The sequence below is a fragment of the Bacillus sp. FSL R7-0685 genome, assembly GCF_038002425.1.
Taxonomy (GTDB): Bacteria; Bacillota; Bacilli; order Bacillales; family Bacillaceae; genus Bacillus; species Bacillus subtilis.
This window is the reverse complement of sequence record NZ_JBBOCN010000001.1, coordinates 3,997,293-4,018,923: the sequence shown is the minus strand read 5'-3', so window position 1 is coordinate 4,018,923 and position 21,631 is coordinate 3,997,293. Positions and strand designations below refer to the sequence as shown.

Annotated in this window: 24 protein-coding genes; 16 read left to right on the top strand and 8 right to left on the bottom strand. The window is 40.4% G+C overall.

Features of this window, described 5'->3' with window-relative positions; all coding sequences use genetic code 11:
- Positions 1–26 precede the first annotated feature (26 nt).
- The 8 genes from MKY50_RS20840 (at position 27) to rocF (ending at position 7,412) form a co-directional block, all read left to right on the top strand.
- Positions 27–311 carry an autorepressor SdpR family transcription factor gene (locus MKY50_RS20840; RefSeq protein WP_341117363.1) on the top strand — a complete coding sequence of 95 codons (285 nt, stop codon included), beginning with the start codon at positions 27–29 and terminating at the stop codon, positions 309–311.
- Positions 311–946, top strand: coding sequence for an SdpI family protein (locus MKY50_RS20835; protein WP_014481470.1), 636 nt, complete (start codon positions 311–313; stop codon positions 944–946). Before MKY50_RS20840 ends, MKY50_RS20835 begins: the two co-directional genes overlap by 1 nt.
- A gap of 183 nt (positions 947–1,129) precedes the next feature.
- Positions 1,130–1,684 (top strand): SdpA family antimicrobial peptide system protein, encoded by a 555-nt coding sequence (locus MKY50_RS20830; protein WP_015715050.1) that lies wholly within the window; start codon positions 1,130–1,132, stop codon positions 1,682–1,684.
- The gene (locus MKY50_RS20825; RefSeq protein WP_131228294.1) at positions 1,669–2,622 is read left to right on the top strand and encodes a sporulation-delaying protein SdpB family protein; all 954 of its coding nucleotides are present in this window, start codon (positions 1,669–1,671) and stop codon (positions 2,620–2,622) included. The genes MKY50_RS20830 and MKY50_RS20825 overlap by 16 nt, the downstream gene beginning before the upstream one ends.
- 55 nt (positions 2,623–2,677) lie before the next feature.
- On the top strand, positions 2,678–3,286 hold the full coding sequence (locus tag MKY50_RS20820) for a sporulation delaying protein family toxin (RefSeq protein WP_014481468.1): 609 nt from the start codon (positions 2,678–2,680) through the stop codon (positions 3,284–3,286).
- 331 nt (positions 3,287–3,617) lie between these two features.
- On the top strand, positions 3,618–4,823 hold the full coding sequence (rocD, locus tag MKY50_RS20815) for an ornithine aminotransferase (protein WP_033882758.1): 1,206 nt from the start codon (positions 3,618–3,620) through the stop codon (positions 4,821–4,823).
- A gap of 222 nt (positions 4,824–5,045) precedes the next feature.
- The gene (locus MKY50_RS20810; RefSeq protein WP_014481465.1) at positions 5,046–6,449 is read left to right on the top strand and encodes an amino acid permease; all 1,404 of its coding nucleotides are present in this window, start codon (positions 5,046–5,048) and stop codon (positions 6,447–6,449) included.
- A 72-nt stretch (positions 6,450–6,521) separates the two neighbouring features.
- Positions 6,522–7,412 carry an arginase gene (rocF, locus tag MKY50_RS20805; protein ID WP_003226959.1) on the top strand — a complete coding sequence of 297 codons (891 nt, stop codon included), beginning with the start codon at positions 6,522–6,524 and terminating at the stop codon, positions 7,410–7,412.
- A 236-nt stretch (positions 7,413–7,648) separates the two neighbouring features.
- Here rocF and MKY50_RS20800 read toward each other — a convergent pair whose 3' ends face one another.
- Entirely contained in the window at positions 7,649–7,765 is a 117-nt protein-coding gene (locus tag MKY50_RS20800; RefSeq protein ID WP_003226961.1) for a Phr family secreted Rap phosphatase inhibitor, read from the bottom strand.
- Positions 7,766–8,863, bottom strand: a complete 1,098-nt coding sequence (rapG, locus tag MKY50_RS20795; RefSeq protein ID WP_015250819.1) for a response regulator aspartate phosphatase RapG — start codon at positions 8,861–8,863, stop codon at positions 7,766–7,768. It abuts the gene before it with no gap.
- A gap of 110 nt (positions 8,864–8,973) precedes the next feature.
- Here rapG and MKY50_RS20790 point away from each other — a divergent pair, with 110 nt between their 5' ends.
- The 6 genes from MKY50_RS20790 to fdhA all read left to right on the top strand — a co-directional run bounded on the left by MKY50_RS20790 (position 8,974) and on the right by fdhA (position 13,323).
- On the top strand, positions 8,974–9,444 hold the full coding sequence (locus MKY50_RS20790) for a GNAT family N-acetyltransferase (RefSeq protein WP_029318548.1): 471 nt from the start codon (positions 8,974–8,976) through the stop codon (positions 9,442–9,444).
- Between the two features lie 141 nt (positions 9,445–9,585).
- Positions 9,586–10,323 (top strand): YiiX/YebB-like N1pC/P60 family cysteine hydrolase, encoded by a 738-nt coding sequence (locus MKY50_RS20785; protein ID WP_341117245.1) that lies wholly within the window; start codon positions 9,586–9,588, stop codon positions 10,321–10,323.
- 10 nt (positions 10,324–10,333) lie between these two features.
- Positions 10,334–11,497, top strand: coding sequence for a hypothetical protein (locus MKY50_RS20780; RefSeq protein WP_029318549.1), 1,164 nt, complete (start codon positions 10,334–10,336; stop codon positions 11,495–11,497).
- Between the two features lie 15 nt (positions 11,498–11,512).
- A complete protein-coding gene (locus tag MKY50_RS20775) occupies positions 11,513–11,761 on the top strand; it encodes a DUF2651 family protein (protein WP_029318550.1) in 249 nt (82 codons plus the stop codon).
- Between the two features lie 102 nt (positions 11,762–11,863).
- Positions 11,864–12,034, top strand: coding sequence for a hypothetical protein (locus tag MKY50_RS20770; protein ID WP_015715043.1), 171 nt, complete (start codon positions 11,864–11,866; stop codon positions 12,032–12,034).
- A 62-nt stretch (positions 12,035–12,096) separates the two neighbouring features.
- Positions 12,097–13,323: a formaldehyde dehydrogenase, glutathione-independent gene (gene fdhA / locus MKY50_RS20765; RefSeq protein WP_003226972.1), complete on the top strand. Its 1,227-nt coding sequence runs from the start codon at positions 12,097–12,099 to the stop codon at positions 13,321–13,323.
- A gap of 33 nt (positions 13,324–13,356) precedes the next feature.
- Here the strand turns inward: fdhA and MKY50_RS20760 are convergent, their stop codons facing one another.
- The gene (locus MKY50_RS20760) at positions 13,357–13,770 is read right to left on the bottom strand and encodes a hypothetical protein (protein WP_029318551.1); all 414 of its coding nucleotides are present in this window, start codon (positions 13,768–13,770) and stop codon (positions 13,357–13,359) included.
- 184 nt (positions 13,771–13,954) lie between these two features.
- Between MKY50_RS20760 and MKY50_RS20755 the strand changes: the two genes are divergently transcribed.
- Positions 13,955–14,125 (top strand): CxxH/CxxC protein, encoded by a 171-nt coding sequence (locus MKY50_RS20755; protein ID WP_003219122.1) that lies wholly within the window; start codon positions 13,955–13,957, stop codon positions 14,123–14,125.
- 80 nt (positions 14,126–14,205) lie between these two features.
- The gene (gene rlmH / locus MKY50_RS20750; protein ID WP_341117243.1) at positions 14,206–14,685 is read left to right on the top strand and encodes a 23S rRNA (pseudouridine(1915)-N(3))-methyltransferase RlmH; all 480 of its coding nucleotides are present in this window, start codon (positions 14,206–14,208) and stop codon (positions 14,683–14,685) included.
- A gap of 152 nt (positions 14,686–14,837) precedes the next feature.
- Here rlmH and MKY50_RS20745 read toward each other — a convergent pair whose 3' ends face one another.
- From MKY50_RS20745 to MKY50_RS20725, 5 genes are all read right to left on the bottom strand, one after another.
- A complete protein-coding gene (locus MKY50_RS20745; RefSeq protein ID WP_341117241.1) occupies positions 14,838–17,135 on the bottom strand; it encodes a helicase-related protein in 2,298 nt (765 codons plus the stop codon).
- Positions 17,105–17,998, bottom strand: coding sequence for a Hachiman antiphage defense system protein HamA (locus tag MKY50_RS20740; RefSeq protein ID WP_341117239.1), 894 nt, complete (start codon positions 17,996–17,998; stop codon positions 17,105–17,107). Before MKY50_RS20740 ends, MKY50_RS20745 begins: the two co-directional genes overlap by 31 nt.
- A 550-nt stretch (positions 17,999–18,548) precedes the next feature.
- On the bottom strand, positions 18,549–20,474 hold the full coding sequence (gene fbp / locus MKY50_RS20735; protein ID WP_167408595.1) for a fructose-1,6-bisphosphatase: 1,926 nt from the start codon (positions 20,472–20,474) through the stop codon (positions 18,549–18,551).
- A 203-nt stretch (positions 20,475–20,677) separates the two neighbouring features.
- A complete protein-coding gene (locus MKY50_RS20730; protein WP_213385527.1) occupies positions 20,678–20,836 on the bottom strand; it encodes a hypothetical protein in 159 nt (52 codons plus the stop codon).
- Between the two features lie 40 nt (positions 20,837–20,876).
- Positions 20,877–21,428, bottom strand: coding sequence for a Pathogenicity island protein (locus MKY50_RS20725; protein ID WP_202663948.1), 552 nt, complete (start codon positions 21,426–21,428; stop codon positions 20,877–20,879).
- Positions 21,429–21,631 lie beyond the last annotated feature (203 nt).

The window sequence follows — 21,631 nt, the reverse complement described above, 5'->3', positions numbered from 1 at the left end:
ATGTTTACCAAAGGGGGGAGAATTATTTGAATAAGGCTTTTAAAGCTCTGGCCGATCCTACAAGGAGAAGGATTTTGGATATGTTAAAACAACAAGATTTAACAGCCGGGCAAATTGCTGACCAATTTGATATGTCAAAACCTAGTATTTCTCATCACTTAAATATTTTAAAGAACACTGATTTAGTACGAGACCAAAAAAAGGGACAATTTATTATTTATTCTTTAAATACGACTGTACTTCAAGATCTTATTGGCTGGTTTTTTTCCCTTACAGATACAGACCATGACAAGAAGGAAGGTGGAGAATGATGAAAAAATATTTCTTTGCACTAATTATGATAGCCTTAACAATTTTAGCTTGGGTTATAACATATTCACACTTACCTAATGAATTGGCAACACACTGGGGTATAAGTGGTGAAGCAGATGACTTTTCAAAGAAACCTACGGCCATAGCAACGTTGGTAGGTATAATGATAGTACAATATATTCTTATGGTGCTTATTCCTAAAATTGATCCCCGACGAAACTATCCGACCTTTACTCGTGCATACTTATCTATTTTTAATACCATGTTTCTCGTCTTATTTCTCATTAATTTGATTACAATATTGACGGGGCTGGGTATTAAACTTCCTATTCCATATTTAGGTTCATTTATTCTTGGAGCTATATTTATGGTTTTTGGTAATTTTATTCAGCAGGTTAGACCGAATTTTTTCTTGGGAATTAGAACTCCTTGGACATTAAGCAGTGAAAATGTATGGAGGCTTACACATAGATTGAGTTCAAGAATATTTGTTCTAGCCGGAATCATTATTGTTTTAACTGCATTTATTCCTGAGTCTTTTACCGAGCCGATTATTTTTATAGCGGCAATAGGTAGTATACTCTTATCCGTATTCGCATCTTATTTCATATATCAAAAAGAGCTAAATAAATAGCCGGGTTATGTTTCCTATTTAAAGAGGTTAGAGTCTTATTCTAACCTCTTTTTAACTGGGAAAAAATAACTAAATATTAAAAAACTCTTCATTTTTCATATAGCCTATGATAATATTTTTCTGTATTTTATGGGTTTATTTAGAAATAAATAGGATAAATTGTAATCGGGAGAGTGTTCATAATTGAACGATTTTAGTAGTGATAAAAGTAGAATAGGCCTCTTTTTTTTAACAATTTGTGCATGTCTAACGATCTTGCTTTTCTCAAGTATCATAGTTGCATTACCGAAAAATCCTCTCTCGACAACTGTTAGAGCAGAGTTTTTGGTGAAACAATTTATTCCACAGGGATGGGGGTTTTACAGTAGGGATCCAAGATCTGATCATCTTTATGCATACAGTATGAGTGGAGATACAGATATGCTTTCATGGCCAAATAACAAAATAAGAAATGTATTTGGACTTAATAGATATGGCAGAGCACAGGGCATAGAACTTGGATTACTTATTTCTAAACTACCAAGTTCATTAAAGTGGAAAACATGCGATAAGGATGCAAAGAATTGTCTTGATGAGATGAAGGTACAAGTGGACATTGCAAACCCTACGCCTAATGCTTCACTTTGTGGTGATCTGGGAATCGTAAGCGGAAGTCTTGTTCCATGGGCATGGAGCCAATATAAGGTCGTTCCAACTTCTAAGGTTATGAGGGTGAATGTAAAATGTTCGAAACGTTAAACATTAAAATTTATAAGTGGGCAAATGATAACGTACCTTGGACCAATGTCTATGGTTTGGCAAGAAGTATTATGGCTTTATCTACAGCTTTAACACTTGCTTTAAATGATTCTAGCATTTTCTTTAGACCGGGTGCAGGACAAGAAACACCGTATTGTAATGGAACATATAGCATTTTTTGTACAGTGCCTAATAACCATATATACCTTAATTTAATACGATGGATTTGTGTCATCTTATTACTGATTGTTGTGTCAGGCTGGAGGCCCAGATTGACTGGAATTATACATTGGTGGATATCTTATAGTTTACAAGTTTCCGCTATGACTATTGATGGGGGAGAGCAAGTGAGTGCAGTTTTTACGTTACTACTCCTGCCTATAACTTTGACCGATTCAAGAAAATGGCATTGGGAAAATATAAAGACTGGTACAGATCTAATCAACAAGAAAGATTTATATTTTCGCGTCATAGCACTTACAACTTTTGTATTTATTAGAATCCAAATTGCAATTTTATATTTTAATTCAGCTACGGCAAAATTAGCTGATCAAGATTGGTTAAATGGAACGGCTGTTTATTATTATGCTCAAGATCCAATGTTAGGTTTTCCGCCTTTATTACATACCTTATTTAATGACTTTTTGTCATCACCTTTAGTTGTAATTCCAACTTGGGGAACTTTAATTATTCAATTGTTATTATTTGCATTTTTATTTTCACCTAAATCATATCGAAAATATATGTTTATTATTGCAATACTTATGCATGAAATTTTTGCAGTAATGTTTGGTCTTATAAGTTTTTCAATGATTATGCTAGGTATTTTAATTCTCTATTTAAGGCCCTTAGAAAAACAATTTCATTTTTCATTAGGAAAACGGTTTTACATTAGCCATTTATTTATGAAAAGGGGTGATGCAGGAAAGTCATTATAGATATTGTTTTTGTTGTCACTAGTCGTAGCCATAGGAATAAAAATCGGGAGGAGAAATGGATATGCGTTTAGCGGCTCAAGATTTAAAACTTAAATTGGTCTATTTAATGCTCATTGTGTTGGTTGTATCTATATTTTCTGGTGCAACACCTATTACTCAAGCAAAGAATCTACATAAATACTCAGGTGAAGAAATTTTTGCTGGAATTGTTTTTGGTCAAGGTGAAATCTCGAAAAAATTTCCTGAAATTTGGAACACCAACGATTATAATGTTAGAAATTCAGATAAATCTAAAGAACTTACTCAATTGTTAATAAGTGAAATGAAAAAAATCGATCCTCAATATTTTAACGATTTGAAAAAATCGGTTTATGAAAAGGATCTTAAATTAATTGATGAGGAATTCAGCAAGGGTGGAGATCTTTTAAAAGAAGCTGCTGAGAAGGTTAACATGGGCAGTTCTGAACATGCGGATTTAGTCTCAGGTAAATGTGTTGAAACTCTGGGTGCTGCTATTTTTGTTTTGGTACTAGCAGCAGGTGGCGCTGTAGACTATCTGTACGTTTACAATGCAACTAAATTTTGGGGAATAACTTCTAATGATAAAGAGTCTAAACTTGCGACAGAGATGTTTGTTAAGGATGTTGCAGATAAACTGAACTAAGAACTATAGGTAAAAGGCGTAATCATAATTTAGATTACGCCTTTTTATAGTGGAAATATTTCTTATAAATGTCATTCTTATTTTAATTTTTTAATTAAAAGGATCTTTTTATCTGGCTTGTGAATACCTTCTTTGTTGATATATTCATTTGAACTGCAAAATAATTTTGCCCTTACTGAAGTCTTTTTGCTCGAAATACCAGAATGTTTTTGCACCTTGTCCTCGAAAATTGTAGAAAACACACGAATTCTTGATTTGGCACAGAACTTGCATTTATATAAAGGGAAAGCAGGATAACATGTTGAAACAGAAAACAAGGGGGAATTCAAATATGCCAGCTTTATCTAAATCCAAAGAAATTATTGATCAGACGTCTCATTACGGAGCCAACAATTATCATCCGCTCCCGATTGTTATTTCTGAAGCACTGGGTGCTTGGGTAAAGGACCCGGAAGGCAATGAATATATGGATATGCTGAGTGCTTACTCTGCGGTAAACCAGGGGCACAGACACCCGAAAATCATTCAGGCATTAAAGGATCAGGCTGATAAAATTACCCTCACGTCACGCGCGTTTCATAACGATCAGCTTGGGCCGTTTTACGAAAAAACAGCTAAACTGACAGGCAAAGAGATGATTCTGCCGATGAATACAGGAGCCGAAGCGGTTGAATCTGCGGTGAAAGCGGCGAGACGCTGGGCGTATGAAGTGAAGGGCGTAGCTGACAATCAAGCGGAAATTATCGCATGTGTCGGGAACTTCCACGGCCGCACGATGCTGGCGGTATCTCTTTCTTCTGAAGAGGAATATAAACGAGGATTCGGCCCGATGCTTCCGGGAATCAAACTCATTCCTTACGGCGATGTGGAAGCGCTTCGACAGGCCATTACGCCGAATACAGCGGCATTCTTGTTTGAACCGATTCAAGGCGAAGCGGGCATTGTGATTCCGCCTGAAGGATTTTTACAGGAAGCGGCGGCGATTTGTAAGGAAGAGAATGTCTTGTTTATTGCGGATGAAATTCAAACGGGTCTCGGACGTACAGGCAAGACGTTTGCCTGTGACTGGGACGGCATTGTCCCTGATATGTATATTTTGGGCAAAGCGCTTGGCGGCGGTGTGTTCCCGATCTCATGCATTGCGGCGGACCGCGAGATCCTAGGCGTGTTTAACCCGGGCTCACACGGCTCCACATTTGGCGGAAACCCGCTTGCATGTGCAGTGTCTATCGCTTCATTAGAAGTGCTGGAGGATGAAAAGCTGGCGGATCGTTCTCTTGAGCTTGGCGAATACTTTAAAAGCGAGCTTGAGAGCATTGACAACCCGGTTATTAAAGAAGTCCGCGGCAGAGGGCTGTTTATCGGTGTGGAATTGACGGAAGCCGCACGTCCGTATTGTGAGCGTTTGAAGGAAGAAGGGCTTTTATGCAAGGAAACGCATGATACAGTCATTCGTTTTGCACCGCCATTAATCATTTCCAAAGAGGATTTGGATTGGGCAATAGAGAAAATTAAGCACGTGCTGCAAAACGCATAAATCTGCACCATGGCGGGATATTCACTTCGTTTGTATAAATTTACAACAGAAAAATCAGCACTCCCTATTTGCTCAGCTACAGTATTTTAGTATAATGTATCTTTATGAGAAGAAGTGAATTTTATATTAAATAGATAGAGGCTCTTTGGACAGCAAACTGGGATAGCACCATGCAGATGTTCCAGCTTAGATCCAATACAAGTTGCTGAAGGGGTGCAGAATGTGAATACAAACCAAGATAACGGAAATCAGCTCCAGCGGACAATGAAATCACGCCACTTGTTCATGATTTCATTGGGCGGAGTGATCGGAACCGGTTTCTTCCTTGGAACCGGGTTTACCATTAACCAAGCGGGACCGCTCGGCGCGGTTCTGTCCTATTTAGTGGGCGGCTTTATCATGTTTTTGACCATGCTCTGCTTAGGAGAGCTGGCAGTCGCCTTTCCTGTGTCGGGGTCCTTCCAGACCTATGCCACGAAATTTATCAGCCCGGCTTTCGGGTTTGCGTTCGGCTGGCTGTACTGGCTCGGCTGGGCGGTTACATGCGCCATTGAATTTTTATCAGCGGGGCAGCTGATGCAACGCTGGTTTCCGCATATAGACGTGTGGATCTGGTGTCTGGTCTTTGCGGCACTGATGTTTATTTTAAATGCGATCACCACAAAAGCCTTTGCGGAATCTGAATTCTGGTTCTCGGGCATTAAAATTTTGATTATCCTTTTATTTATTATTCTCGGCGGAGCTGCCATGTTTGGCCTGATTGATCTGAAGGGCGGAGAGCAGGCGCCGTTTTTGACACATTTTTATGAAGACGGGTTATTTCCGAACGGCATAAAGGCAATGCTGATTACGATGATTACCGTGAACTTTGCGTTTCAGGGGACTGAGCTGATCGGGGTTGCAGCCGGAGAAAGTGAAGACCCTGAAAAAACGATTCCACGGTCAATCAAACAGACAGTATGGAGAACGCTTGTCTTCTTTGTGCTTTCAATCATTGTCATTGCCGGCATGATTCCGTGGAAACAGGCGGGTGTCGTGGAAAGTCCATTTGTTGCCGTATTTGAGCAAATCGGAATCCCATATGCAGCTGATATCATGAACTTTGTTATTTTAATCGCGCTGTTATCTGTTGCGAATTCAGGTTTATACGCATCGACACGTATTCTGTACGCGATGGCGAATGAAGGACAGGCCTTCAAAGCGCTCGGAAAAACAAATCAGCGCGGTGTGCCGATGTACTCGTTAATCGTAACGATGGCTGTGGCCTGCCTATCACTTCTGACAAAGTTTGCGCAGGCTGAAACTGTATATATGGTACTGTTATCTTTGGCGGGTATGAGCGCGCAGGTCGGCTGGATTACGATCTCGCTTTCCCAAATCATGTTCAGACGCAAATATATCCGTGAGGGCGGGAAGATAGAAGATTTGAAATTTAAAACACCGCTGTACCCGGTGCTTCCGCTGATCGGCCTAACGTTAAATACGGTCGTGCTCATCAGTCTTGCATTTGATCCGGAGCAGCGTATCGCGCTGTATTGCGGCGTACCATTTATGGTCATTTGCTACATCATTTATCATGTTGTCATTAAAAAACGCCAGCAGGCGAATCGTCAGCTAGAGCTTTAAAACGTTGTCCGTAAGTCATCTTTGTTAGAACCCGCATAGGACATTATCTTAAATGTTGAGGTGGAATCACAGATGGATAAAACGATTTCGGTTATTGGAATGCCAATGGATTTAGGACAAGCACGACGCGGAGTAGATATGGGCCCGAGTGCCATCCGGTACGCTCATCTGATCGAGCGGCTGTCAGACATGGGGTATACGGTTGAAGATCTCGGTGACATTCCGATCAACCGCGAAAAAATCAAAAATGACGAGGAACTGAAAAACCTGAATTCCGTTTTGGCGGGAAATGAAAAACTCGCGCAAAAGGTCAACAAAGTCATTGAAGAGAAAAAATTCCCGCTTGTCCTGGGCGGTGACCACAGTATTGCGATCGGCACGCTTGCAGGCACAGCTAAGCATTACGATAATCTCGGCGTCATCTGGTATGACGCGCACGGCGATTTAAATACACTTGAAACTTCACCATCGGGCAATATTCACGGCATGCCGCTCGCGGTCAGCCTCGGCATTGGCCACGAGTCACTGGTTAACCTTGAAGGCTACGCGCCTAAAATCAAACCGGAAAACGTCGTCATCATTGGCGCCCGGTCACTTGATGAAGGGGAGCGCAAGTACATTAAGGAAAGCGGCATGAAGGTGTACACAATGCACGAAATCGACCGTCTTGGCATGACAAAGGTCATTGAAGAAACCCTTGATTATTTATCAGCATGTGATGGCGTCCATCTGAGCCTTGATCTGGACGGACTTGATCCGAACGACGCACCGGGTGTCGGAACCCCTGTCGTCGGCGGCATCAGCTACCGGGAGAGCCATTTGGCTATGGAAATGCTGTATGACGCAGGCATCATTACCTCAGCCGAATTCGTTGAGGTTAACCCGATCCTTGATCACAAAAACAAAACAGGCAAAACAGCAGTAGAGCTCGTAGAATCCCTGTTAGGGAAGAAGCTGCTGTAATAAGAAAACCCCCGCATCCCGCGGGGGTTTCAGCGTGTCGACAAACCCTCGCATTCGTTGTCAGGCCTGCGCTTCGGTGCTCACGAATTCCAAACATTCGCTGCGCTCCAATGCTCGTTCTTCCTAGACTTCAAGGGTTTTCAATCACGCTGAAAAGATGAAAGAATCCTAAAACTACAAACCGTTTTAGGATTCTTTCGTTAAATTGAACCCCCGCACCCGCGGGGGTTTTTCATTTATCCAATCATTTTCTCAGCGACTTTCATTTCCTGTGAATGGGTTTGATGGTCTGCAATAAACCAACCTGATAAAATCACCGCTGCGACGCCTGCGCCAATCAGAAATCTTTTCATTTATATAACCTCCGTTCGTTTAATCAGTTCTTCAATCTGTAATGCTTCATAAAAAAAGTGGGCAGCTTCTTTGTAAAGCTCAAGTTCCCTATACCGTTCGCCAGCCAAAATGGAAAGTTCTCTTACACTGTCATACTCTTTCTCGGACAACAAGTCATCCATATGTTGTTTGCATAAGTGAAACGTTTCCGCATGACCCCCTTCTGCATAAATGGCATATAAAATGTCTATTTTTGCCTCACATATTCTATTCGGCTCAGCAGTCAATTTTTCCTTCACTTCTTGGTAATAAGATAAGGCCTGTTCTTTCTTTTTGATCTTAAACAGCTCTCGTATCAGCAAGTAGACAGAATGATAATAATAGGCGGAGCGGGCATACTCATCGTTCCGTAGAGCCTCCTCTAATTTCGAAACCGCTTCTTCTGATTTGCCGCTTTGCGCATGAAGAAGGCCGAAGTTATGCAAAAGCTGGGCTTCAAAAAAATGATCCTCTAATTCACTCGTGATCCGAATTGCTTCGTCCAAATAAGCCTCAGCTTCTTCAAACTGGCTCATCTCTGTAAAATTGCCTGACATGGTAATCAGGGCTGAAGCCAGCTTCTTTTTATAATCGGTTTCTTCCCTGAACGTTTTGACCGCTTGCCGTGTATGATTGAGGGACACAATATTTTGTCCCAGCTTATAATAGAGCTTTCCGACCTTCAGGTGAAATTCAGCTTTCTCAATCGGATCGGGAATGTTGTCGAGATACTGCTCTGCATCTTTATACAGCCCAATGGCAATGTCATAATTATTTTTATAGGCCTCATACATGCCTTCAAACAGAAAAAAGTAATATTTCAGCATGTCAGACGTAGCATTCATATGAGAAGGCTCCTCATGCTGAAAGCCCTGTCCTCTCGCCTCGTGAAGCAAAACCTTGTGGCGCAGTTCCAATAAGGAGAAGTAGGCAAGCACCTCCTGATCCTCTTCCATGTCATCCAATAAAGGCTTCACTTCTTCAAATAAACGGGAGGACTCTTCCACTTCATGTTTCTTGATAGCAAGGTACCAATCGTTGAGCATGCTAGCGATTTCTGCGGGTGCGATCTTATTCATGTGAAACTCCTTTCTCTAGTGACTTATCAATCTCAGTTGCTTATTCTGATAGTAACACCTCTTTCTATTTTATGTAAAATCCTCTAGTCAATATATGAAGGAGAGATGATATGACAATCATGCTGACCCCAATGCAGTCAGAAGAATTTCGGTCTTATCTCACATACACAACAAAGCATTACGCGGAAGAAAAGGTAAAAGCGGGAACATGGCTGCCTGAAGATGCACAGCTTTTGTCTAAGCAGGCGTTTACTGATCTGCTTCCGAGAGGGCTGGAAACACCCCATCACCATTTGTGGAGCCTCAAGCTGAATGAAAAGGATACCGTTGGCTGGCTCTGGATACATGCTGAACCGGAGCATCCGCAGCAGGAAGCGTTTATTTATGATTTTGGGTTATATGAACCGTATCGGGGAAAGGGCTACGCAAAGCAAGCATTGGCGGCATTAGATCAAACGGCACGCAGCATGGGAATCCGCAAGCTGTCCCTTCATGTCTTTGCCCATAATCAGACGGCGCGAAAGCTATATGAGCAAACCGGATTTCAAGAAACAGACGTAGTGATGAGCAAGAAGATTTAACGAAAAGGGCCTGATAAAGGCCTTTTTCTGTAAACGATTTCTAAAAATTCTGTAAATAACCTAGTTACTTTCCTTATTTTCCTAATATAATGTGGGTGAGGAAATTACCTTTCCTACACTCACAAGAAAAGAGGAGATGTAATGAAGTTGAAGAAACGAGTGTCGATGTTTTTGGTAACGCTTACAATGTGCGGCGGCCTGTTTGTTACTCCCGCCAAAGCCGTAAAGACCACAAATTATGCTGAAGAAATCGCCGCACTGCAGCCAGGCACGACACCGGAAGAAATCATGAAATCTGCCAGCCAGATTGCCAAACAGCAGCACGTAAAGCAGGACGTTATCCTAAAACAGTTCTATAAGGAAATCACGGCTGATAAAGCAGAGGGAGACCGGCTCGCGAAGGAAAGCGGCATGTCTATCATGGGCGGCTCGTCCGGCACGAAAAAACTCCCGACAAGCGCGAAAGGCAATATCTATTACACGAACTCCTACACAGCCTACTACAATCACGGCCACGTCGGCATGTACTCCGCTGCTGACAAAATTGTTGAATCTGTCCCGAGCGACGGCGTCAGGCAGATCGCTTATAATGCCAGAGACGTGGAAGACAACTCCATTGTGCAAACCGTCAGCGTATCCTCATCTCAAAAAACAGCTGCTGCCGACTGGGCGGTATCAAAAGTGGGCGACCCATACTCATTTAACTTCGTCAATAACAGAAATACCGGCCATGACGGCGCCAAAAACTGTTCAAAGCTCCTATGGTCTGCCTTTTTGCTGAAAGCAGGCATTGATATAGACAGCAACGGAGGCTTAGGCGTGTATCCGCGCGACATCACAAGTTCTTCGTATACGACAACCATCATGACCATTTACTAAGGAGAAGGATATGAAAAAGTGGATGATTACCATCGCCATGCTGATTCTCGCAGGAATCGCACTATTTGTCTTCATTTCTCCTCTCAAAAGCCATAAAACCGTGAGTCAGCAGGATCTCAGAAACCCCGATTTCCTGGATGACAAAGAAGTCCTGCTGTATTTCTCATCCTCTGCAGATCAAGATGCATTTGGCGGCGGGAAAAGCTACGCCCTGTTTATCAGCCAGGATGGGTCGCTGTCTTCATTTCAGATGAAGGGCCTTGAGCTGGGATCAGCCAAGGTTCACGGCGACAGCGTGATGCTGGAGGACAAAAACACGATTTATACGATTAAAGACGGCCTGAGATCTCATAAAAGAACCTATCAGCACACAGGGGACAGCGCAGGCTTTCTGCAAAACACGGACGGCTTTTACACCTTATACAACTCCGGCTACGACAAAAAGAAAGAAGGATACCGCTCAGAGCTGTACCGCCAAATGGACGGAGAGTGGAAAAAAGACGTCATCCCCTACTACATCCGAGCCTCCGGTTTTCATGATGGCGCCATTTACGCACTCGTCCCGACAGCTGACGGAAAAGGCTATCAGCTCCTTCAGATTCAAGCAGATCAAAAGAAGCTCACTTATCACAAAGTAACGGAATGGCAGTACCGGGAAGGAGCCTCAGTCGAATCCCAGCTTGCTGTGGACGACCAAGCTGTTTATGTTATGGTTCGCGGCCAAAAAGCCCACAATCTCTATCAAATGGTCAAGATTAACAAAAAAAGCGGCAAAGTAGAGCTGCACGATATCGCCGAATACAAAAACGACGAACAAACGATATACAGCTCCATGCCCTTCAGCTTTAAAAACAGCTTTTTCCCTTATGACGGGAACCTGTATTTCATTGACGGCTTCGGAAAGGTACACAAAATCGATGCCAAGACAGGAAAAACAAGCATCGCCTTCACCCTTTCCCCGGACAAAATGAAAGCCGATTTCAAAGAAATCACCCAAAAAGGCAGCAGCCTCTATTTCTTCACATACACGTATCACAAGCCTGCCTACATTGAACAGTACAATCTGAAAACCGGAAAGAAAATGAAAGAAAAAGAGATTGGGAAGGTAAAGGATGTCGTGACGCCGAAGAGTCATTTGAAGCTGTATGATGTTGAGGTGATGAAGAGGTTTTAAGGCAAGGAGGTTAGTATGGGAGCCATCGCCGTTTTATTTATCGTTTTTGGTTTTCCGATCAGCGCAGGTGTATTTGGTATAGCGGGTCATTTTTTATTTAAGAGGTTTTGGGTGGCACCGCTCATCGTCCTTATCGCGAGCTTGATATTGTTATTTACGTTAGCTTCGGGCAATAGCTCATTCATGTTTTGGGTTGTTATGTATACGGGGATTGCGTTAGTAACCAGTATTGTCACATTATTTCTCAGGAAATTTTTTGAGTGATCTCAAATTATGAAGAGACTGGTATGAAGTCTCTTTTTTGTTGAACCGAAGTTTGCAGAGATTTTGGGTATGTTTTAGAAACGAATCCAAAGGAGGAATTACATGCGCACCAAACGGGTTATTCTTCTGGCAGTAATGATCAGCCTGGTTTCGGCCATTACTGTGTTCCTGTTAAATGGATGTAAAGTCGACTTCTTAGACATCGGCGGAACCATTATTGGCTGCTTTCTTGGCATATTTGTTGTTGTAAGAATACAGAAAAAACAGTCGTGAAAAAGGGAAAGAGTCATGCCGAACCGAAGTCATGTTCTAGGACCAAGAGTCCAAACACATGAATGGGAGGAATGGCGTTGACTGGAAACAAAGCGGTTGTGTACAAAGGCAAAGGGACTGTAGCGGTGGAGGATATCGGTTATCCGGAGTTAATCCTAAGGGACGGGCCCGGCGTTCCAAAGGCGAATGTGAATCGAAAATGTGAGCATGGGGTTATTCTCAAAGTTATTACAACCAACATTTGCGGAAGCGACCAGCATATGGTCAGAGGCCGCACAACGGCGCCTGAAGGCTTGGTGCTCGGGCATGAAATTACGGGAGAAGTCATTGAAACGGGGCGTGATGTTGAATTTATCAAAAAAGGCGACATCGTATCCGTTCCTTTCAATATTGCCTGCGGACGCTGTGTGATGTGCAAAACGCAGAAAACGCATGTGTGCCTGAATGTCAATCCGGACCGGCCGGGATCGGCTTACGGCTACGTCGATATGGGCGGCTGGGTCGGCGGCCAGTCTGAATACGTCATGGTGCCATACGCTGATTTTCAGCTTTTGGTATTCCCTGATAAAGAACAGGCGCTAGAAAAGATTCTCGATTTGACCATGTTGTCCGACATTTTCCCGACCGGCTTCCACGGAGCTTACACAGCGGGCGTGCAAACAGGTTCAACCGTTTATATCGCGGGAGCGGGGCCTGTCGGCTTAGCAGCCGCTCACTCCGCTCAGCTCCTAGGCGCCTCCACCGTGATTGTCGGCGATCTGAACGAAGACAGACTGGCACAGGCGAGAAGCTTCGGCTGTGAAACGGTCAACGTACAAAAACACGACCGTCTCGGCGAGCAAATTGAACAAATACTAGGTGAACCAACCGTTGATGCCGCAGTGGACTGTGTCGGCTTTGAAGCATCCGGACACGGCAATCAAGGAGAAGCGCCTGCCGCCGTGCTGAACTCAATCATGGACGTCACCCAGGTCGGAGGCAGCCTTGGCATTCCAGGCTTATACGTGACCGAAGATCCCGGCGCAAAGGATGCGGACGCCAAAACAGGCTCACTAAAAATCCGCTTCGGACTCGGCTGGGCCAAAGCCCACACCTTCGTCACCGGACAAACGCCCGCCATGACATACAACCGCAATTTGATGAAAGCGATCCTGAGCGGCAGAGCGCAAATCGCAAAGGCCGTCAACGCCACCGTCATTTCTCTGGACGACGCGCCAAAAGGCTACAGCGACTTCGACAAAGGCGCAGCCAAAAAATTCGTCATCGACCCGCATGGAACACTGAAGTAAAAGAAAAAGCCGGACGTTCTCAGAACGCCGGCTTTATTGCTGATAATCTGTTTCTTCAAAGCGATCTCCTGTTTCGTCTTGGACAATTAAGTCCCCTTCGATTTTGTCCAGTCCAATCAAAATATAAGGGTTTTTCTCATTTGCCGTAGGAGCAGGTTTTCGTTTCACAGTTACAATCGTTTCTTTAGGTGAGAATTTGACGTCTGACACTTCAAGCTTCTTATCTTTCTCGCTGCTTCCGAGAGACACAATAACCATTTTTCTCCCTTCTAAAATGGTGAAGACTTGATATCCTTTCACGTCATCATGCATTTGGAGATAATTAGCGTATATTTCTAAGTCTGGACTGCCTTCACCGATTCGATCCTTCTCCAACACCCAATAAGACGGCTGACACCCAGCAAGCAGCAACATGATCACAAAAAGCCAAACCCATCTAAAGCGCAAATGCAGACCTCCCCACACATCGGTTACATCCAAACTAACACACGAGCGAAATAGAGTCATCAACAGCTTGTTTGTCGAATTGTGGATAAAACTCAGCCCGAAGCACTACTAACATGTGAATAAATAGGTTATATTGAGAAGAGAACATTTGTAAAAATGGAAGAAAACATCGGAGGATTTGAACATGAAACAAGCGTATTATTCTTGTGAAGAACACATCGAAACGGTGCTGGATATGTACATAGACGACCACGAGCTGCCGCCCGAAATCAGAAAAATCGAACATACTAACAGTTTATCCACAGCCTGTGAATTATGTGGAGACCCCGCAGTATATATAGTGGGGAACGAATGATCTTACACAAAATACAGAAAAGATATCCACAATTGTGGACAACATATATGAATAACTTGTTTTTAAAGTGGGGATGACCTGTGAATATCAATATTGTGACAATCGGAAAACTAAAAGAAAAATACCTCAAGCAAGGCATTGAAGAATACACCAAACGACTTTCGGCCTACGCAAAAATCGACATCATCGAACTCCCGGACGAAAAAGCGCCGGAAAACCTAAGCGACCAGGACATGAAAATCATAAAAGACAAAGAAGGCGACCGCATCCTATCCAAAATCAGCCCCGACGTCCACGTCATCGCCCTCGCCATCGAAGGAAAAATGAAAACATCCGAAGAACTAGCCGATACAATAGATAAGCTGGCTACATATGGAAAAAGCAAAGTCACCTTCGTCATCGGCGGATCACTCGGATTGAGCGACGTAGTGATGAAGCGAGCGGACGAGAAGCTATCGTTCTCGAAAATGACGTTTCCTCATCAGTTGATGCGGCTGATTTTGGTGGAGCAGATTTATCGGGCTTTTCGGATTAATCGTGGGGAGCCTTATCATAAGTGAGCGAGGTTGCTAATTATCGAAAACCATTGCATTGATTGACTAAAGTCGATAATATGTTATTAAAAAACTATCATAATGTAAAAAACGAAAGGACGTTTAAATATTATCTATGGATAGTAAGAGATGGGGCATACGGTATGCCCCATCCCTTATCAATCTTTATTAAATATTTTTTCAATTCTTTCAAATGCTTCTAATTCATACTTGTCAAAGTCTTTTTTTATCTGGAGTTTCTTTTCTGACTCCTCATAGTAATCAACTACTTTTGAGGGTACTCCGTAATCACTTGCAATCCTACCATTTTCAGTAATAGCATTATACTCAAATTTTATTATCAATTTATCAATACCTGCAATATCTTCAATCTTTTTTTGTTCTTTGTTTGAAATAAAATACTTATACATTAAATTAAAAACCCCAAGGTATTTCACTGTCTGATATTTTAAAGTGCTATAAATAAATTTAGCCGTTTGTTGTATTGCTCGATCAATTGTTTCTCTATTTTTTAACTTATACTGAACAGAGCCTTTGAAGCCATCTTTAAGGTAGTAATGAACTAAGTATGTAAGCGTTGAATAATTGTTATTTTTACCTTTATGATCAATAAGAAACTTTAAATCTTGATTTTTAACAATTGGTTTCAGGACATCCAATACGATTTGAAAGCCAGTAAAATCAATCTTAAGTTTGTAATTAATTGTTCTTATTAGTTTATTAATGTGAGAAAAGTCATCATCCTTTAATTTCACAATGGCATCATAAATTTTAATCTTATCCATACGACTTATAACTTTATACTGATTCATTATAAAGTCAGGAATATTTCTTTTTCTTTGTTCTGTAATAATTTCTCTCTTTTTAGTCGTTTCCTTATCTGATAAATACTTTTCATTAGAGTAAAACAAATCAATCTCTTCTTTTGGAGCACTTAAGTCATAGTTCTTGTGTTTAAGGGCTTCCCCCTCTTTTTCGATAATATTTAATAGAGAGTTACTTAAATCAATGACCCTACCACTATAATGAAAACCAAACCGTCCTGCACGACCAGCAATGTTTTTTGCGTCAAATTTTTTTAAGTTTTTATTACCTTTTTTACTATGCATTACTATCAAATTTTTTGCAGATGTATTTACTCCTTCAGTAATAGTAGTGGTAGAAATTAACACACTGATTAATCCGTTATTAAAAAGGTTAATAATTTCTTTCTGTATATACTTTGGGATTAGTCCGTGATGAATTCCTATTCCATGTTTCAATGATTTAACTAAAATCCAGTTTGGTTCGAAGTTTGATGAAAGATGATCAATAAGGTCAATATACTTAGTGTAGCTATGTTCTTTAAGTACTTGTGAATTTATTAGCACATCAGCATAATATTCTACTCCACCGTTTTTCCCCCTATTTGCACAATAAATAATTGTATTTTGGTGAATATTAATAATCGATTTAACCGTTTCAATTAATCTATTTGTCTTTTTATTACTTGAGTAATTAATATTAAATTTATTGTCATGAGGAAACGTTTTATTTTTTTTCACATAGAAATAAGACTTATTGACTGTTTCATATTCGTTATAATTAATTAAAGAAATTTTATTATCATGTAAAAAAGTGTTAAATGAGGGGTTATAGTTGGTTGTGTTAGGGAAAGAAAACTCCATATATGGTCCAGCAAATAACACATCAGTTTTATTATTAAGAGAGTAATGTACGGCTAATCTATAAGCAACATCTCGTTCATTTTCTTTGGTTTCCTCATCAATTATATAATCATTGTCAATTTTATAAACTTCATCAACAAATGCAAAATTAAAGTCAAAATTAGTATTAGATTTCTCTAAAAATGATAGGTATCTTTCTGGGGTATAGATAAATAAGTTTCTCTCTCCAAGATTATTTACTTCACTAAGAGTATGTATTAGATATTTTTCTTTAAAATATTTATAGTGATGATTAGATAGAATTCGTTCCAAATTCTCAGTAAGTAATGCTATTGTAGGGAAGATTAAAACAACATTTGAATATCTCATCTTTTTAATAATTTCAAAAACAAGATGTGTCTTGCCGAACGAGGTACTTGCTGATAGAAAATATCTATTCAAACTATTTATTTCAAATTTATCAATTATTTGTTTTTGATATCTATGCAGCATACTATTTTCATCTATATGTAGTGTGCTCTCATGCAATATAGATGAAAAGGTATTCAAATCGAAATTTTGGATATCTAGCACATTATTAAATTGTTTTAATAGATTATAAAAATGGGGTATTCCAGATATGTTAGCAATATATCTAAGAAATTTAAAGTCTGACTCAGTTAAATTTACGTCTTTTATCTGATCAAAGTAATTACAGACTATATTTATAAACTTATAATCCTTTATTTGCCCCTTCTTATATAGGTTTAAATTATATATTATATTAGCGGCTTCCTTTGTTCTATCCATTTTATCACCTCAGCTTTGATATCCCGCACCTTATCAACTGGTAGCCAAATAAAATATATGGAATAGGGAATTGATAGTGAGAAGGTTTTTAAAGAGTGATTATTTTTAATATGTTCAATAGCTATTTTTATACTATTATCATAATCGTCTTTAATATCATAAATAATAATAATAGGGTAGATCAGCTTAATATCGTATTTTTTGATCTCCTCAATTATATCAACTAGAGGATTTTCTTCCCATTTGCTAATTATTTCTTCTACCTTAGTACCTGAAATATTAAAGTTGTTTTTATGATTTGTGATTGCAAGGAAATTTGTAGATAAGTAAGCATCGGAAATAGCCTTCTCAATGCTATCAATAGCACTATTTATTCCTGACGTATGATTATTTCTAAATTTGACTTCACCGAACCATAGTTCAGTTGTTCCATTTCGCTCGATCAAATGATAAGAATCGTATCCTTTAGTCTCTGAAGATTCGAGTGGATTATAAAAATATCCTCTTGAAATAACCGGTTTAGCATCCATTTTTGCATATAATATACAATACAATATCGTTTCACCATGGAATCCATAGCTTATTTTTGAAGTTTCTGATGCAACCTCATTGTATTTCAATTTAGTTTTTAGAGCTATGGCGTGTAAATTATCATACTCCTTTCCATTTATATCAAATTCGTTGAATGAATATTCAATAATTGAGTTATAAATTATCTCAATAAGTGATTGGTTGCAAATGGTTGAATAGCATCTATCATTTTCAGTAGAGAAAATTGATCTATCAATACCTAATGAATGATTGGGTAAACCATACTTATATACTATTGTTTTATTTATCAGGGATAATAATTGTTCTCTCATTAACTTTCCTCATTTTTCAATTAATTAAGCTTTTACTAATTTTACGGTGCTATTATTCCTACATCACAGATTTATTCGACGAAAAAAATAAAATACCTTTAATTATGTTGAAAAATGTATTGTGTCAAACTTAGTTTTCTTTATGGTTATAACGGTGAACAGTAGTGTAAATAAAGAAAATTTTGTAATGATCGTGCGTTTGTTTGCTGTAAACAGTAATTTTGATTAGGGAATAAATTTTTTAATCCGTTTCACGATATATATTGTGTATGTGCAAAAGTCTTGGATAATGTTGACTTATGTAAAATAACAAATCGAATTCAATGTTGTTAATCACTTTTAGTGGTTCTTTTCTTTTTTGAAATTTGTGTTCGTGCAAAATAACATTCTATATATATTTGTATCGGTATTAATTACATATTTATAAATTGAAATGTTGCATAAAAATTATGATGAGCAAATAACAAGACTTGTTAACCACTTTTTGTACTAAAAGAAAAATTGCAAGAAAAGAGCCCAGAGAAAGTCAGCTCTGAACCCCCCACACCCCTCACTTCATATACCGATACTCCCGCAAACTCTCCAAAATCGCAACTTCCTGCAACAACTCCTCACCAACATTCGTTTCCTTCACTTTCTTCCGCTCTAGCTCTTTGTCCACTAATCGTTTGACCGTTAAGACATCGGTGCCGGTGCTTAGGACTTCTGCCTTGGAGTTGAAGTGTTTATGGGCGACGAGCTGCATGCCGTAGGAGTTGTATAGCAGCGTGTAGCCGGCGATGCCTGTTGTGGATTGGTAGGCTTTGGAGAAGCCGCCGTCGATGACGATCATTTTTCCGTTTGCTTTGATTGGGTCTTCTCCTTCGATTTCTTTTACAGGTGTATGGCCGTTGATGATATGGCCATGATCTGGATTGAGGCCGAATTCTGCCAGGATGTTTCGGCAGGTTCCCTCGTCTTCGCGTAAATAATAATACGGGTTTTTCTTTTCTTTATGTGTTTCCTTTTCTTTAATGAAATATCGCTCAAATGTCGTCATGGCGCGTTTTCCGAAGAGGGAGGAGTATTCGCCTGTCCATAAATACCAAGCCATATCTGTCGCCAGGTCATCGGTTTCTTCCGGGTGGGCAAAGGCTTCCCGCAAGAATCGTTCAAATACATCGAGCAGCTCACGGCCCGCATACGGTTTATCCTCAATCATCATCGTTTCCATATTGCCGTTTTCATCAACTGGAATACAACCGTGAATCAACAGGTTGCCGTTATATTTTAAATAAAGGCTGCCTTTTTTCATCATAAAATTCATATGGCGGCCCAGCTTTTCGGAATGCTGGACAGAGAATAGCAGCTTGTCTATGACTTCTGCTTCTTCTTCTAATAGCTGATCTGGCTGCTCCGGATTAATCGTCGCAAAGCAGGTGTTTTCCAGTTGATATGTTTTTCCGTTCAGCGTGATTTCATTTTTGTCATAGTCTATTTTCTCTAATAACAGCCGCTCTTCCATATTAAAGTTCGGCCGTCTCTTGATAATCGGGCTCTCAAGCTTGAATTGGATCATCGCAATCGCTTGATGGATTTTGGTGATTTGCTTAATCTCATCCTCTGGCCTGTTGTCGTCTGCTTTTGGACGGAACGCTGGATTATCGTCATAATATTTTTCGGCCAGGTTCAGCAGCGGTCTCAGATTGATGCCGTACACATCCTCAATAATATCCAGGTTGTCGTAGCGGGCACAGATGCGGATAATATTAGCCAGGCACACTTTGGAACCGGCATAGGCGCCAATCCAAAGGACATCGTGATTTCCCCACTGAATATCGACAGAATGATAGTTGATCAGTTCTTCCATAATCCTATCCGGCTGCGGTCCGCGGTCGTAAATATCGCCGACAACATGCAGATGGTCGACCACCAGCCGCTGAACGCTGTAAGCAAGGCCGGTGATCAGCTTATCGGCTTGGCCAAGTTCAATGATCTGATCAATGATTTCGGAGTAATATTGCTCCTTGTTGCCAGCTTGTTCTGTTTTGTATAGCAGCTCCTCCGTAATATAAGCAAATTGGGCAGGCAGTGCTTTGCGTAATTTAGAGCGGGTATACTTGGAGGAGCAATATGAAACGAGCTTAATCATTCGATGAATCGTTTCTTTATACCACTCGTTTAACGCTTCTTTCGCATCAAAGTCATGTTTGATTAACTTCAGTTTGTCTTCCGGATAGTAGACCAATGCTGCTAATTCATCGATTTCTCTATCGTAAATGACACCGCTGAAGATGTCGCGTATCTTCTCTTTGACTCGTCCTGAACCATTACGCAGTACGTGCTGAAATGCCTGATACTCCCCGTGCAGATCACTGACAAAATGCTCAGTGCCTTTTGGCAGGTTCAGTATCGCTTTCAAATTGATGATTTCTGTTACCACTTTTTCTTCACAATCGTATTTTTGTGCGAGTAGATCTAGGTACTTGCTTTCCAAAACCGTCCATCCCCTTTTTAGAATAAACCCCTATTTATGAGCATGTGCATGATAAGGTGAATTTAAAAGTATGACATTATTTTTAAACATTGGACCTTTATATGATAGTACCGCATAACTGCTTTTAGAGACAATTGAAACGAGTGGATAAAGTGAAACACAAAAAAACCAGATGTCAAATCTGGTTTCCTGTTCAAAGCAAACTATTGTTTTTCTTTCACCATCTTGATAAAGAGGAAAAAGATAATGAATAAGATAAAGTAGTTCATCGGATTCTTAACGATACTCATCTCTAGTGAAATCTGTAAGAGTATCCAGAGCGCAAAGATGGCTAGTATTGCAGGAATGATGATTTTGTTCATGTCGACCACCTTCCATAGTTAATGAAAGAAGAGTTCTATATTAGAAGCAAGATGCAGCAGCGCCTGTCATCGCACCGCCAACCGCTCCGGTAATCGCACCAACAGCGCCAGCCCCTACAGTTCCAATACCGGGGATTGTGACTGTTCCTACGGCAGCTCCTGCAAGACCTAGTGTACCGCCGCCAGTTATCGCACCGCCGCCAGTCCCAAGAATACATTTTCCAACTGATTGGGTGCTGATTGTACCGCTAGTTTGTCCAGAGTCTTGGTTTACTACTTTAATTAAAACGCCATGATCGATTTTTTCGTATTGTAGTGTAACAGGATCACCATTTTTGTCAGTTGAGCTTTTAGGGAGAACTTGTTCTTCGCCTGTTACATGATCTTTTAATATTGCATTTCCATCAGCAAGCTGAACATCTGCATGATTGAACGTCATCTTCAGCTCACTATCGTTGAGGTTTTCAACTTTGTATGTAGCTTGGGATTCTGTAGCATTTGCTGCAATAGGTAAAACCGGGAGGGATAAGGCACCTACTAGGAATACCAAGGCCGCCAGTTTTACTGTGGTTAGCTTCATTATTCTTTGCATCATTGATCCTCCTCCTTTGGTTGCCATACTAACAGAGATATTTTGCCTGTTAAACATTTATATATAAAAATTACTGAATTTCATTACATTGAATCACCAAGATATTCATTTTCCCTCCAAAAGTCTCAGACGTTGGTAGGTCTTTTTGTTTTCAATATTTAAGGGTTAAGCAAATAATTTCTTGAATTATAAGGTAAGAAGTC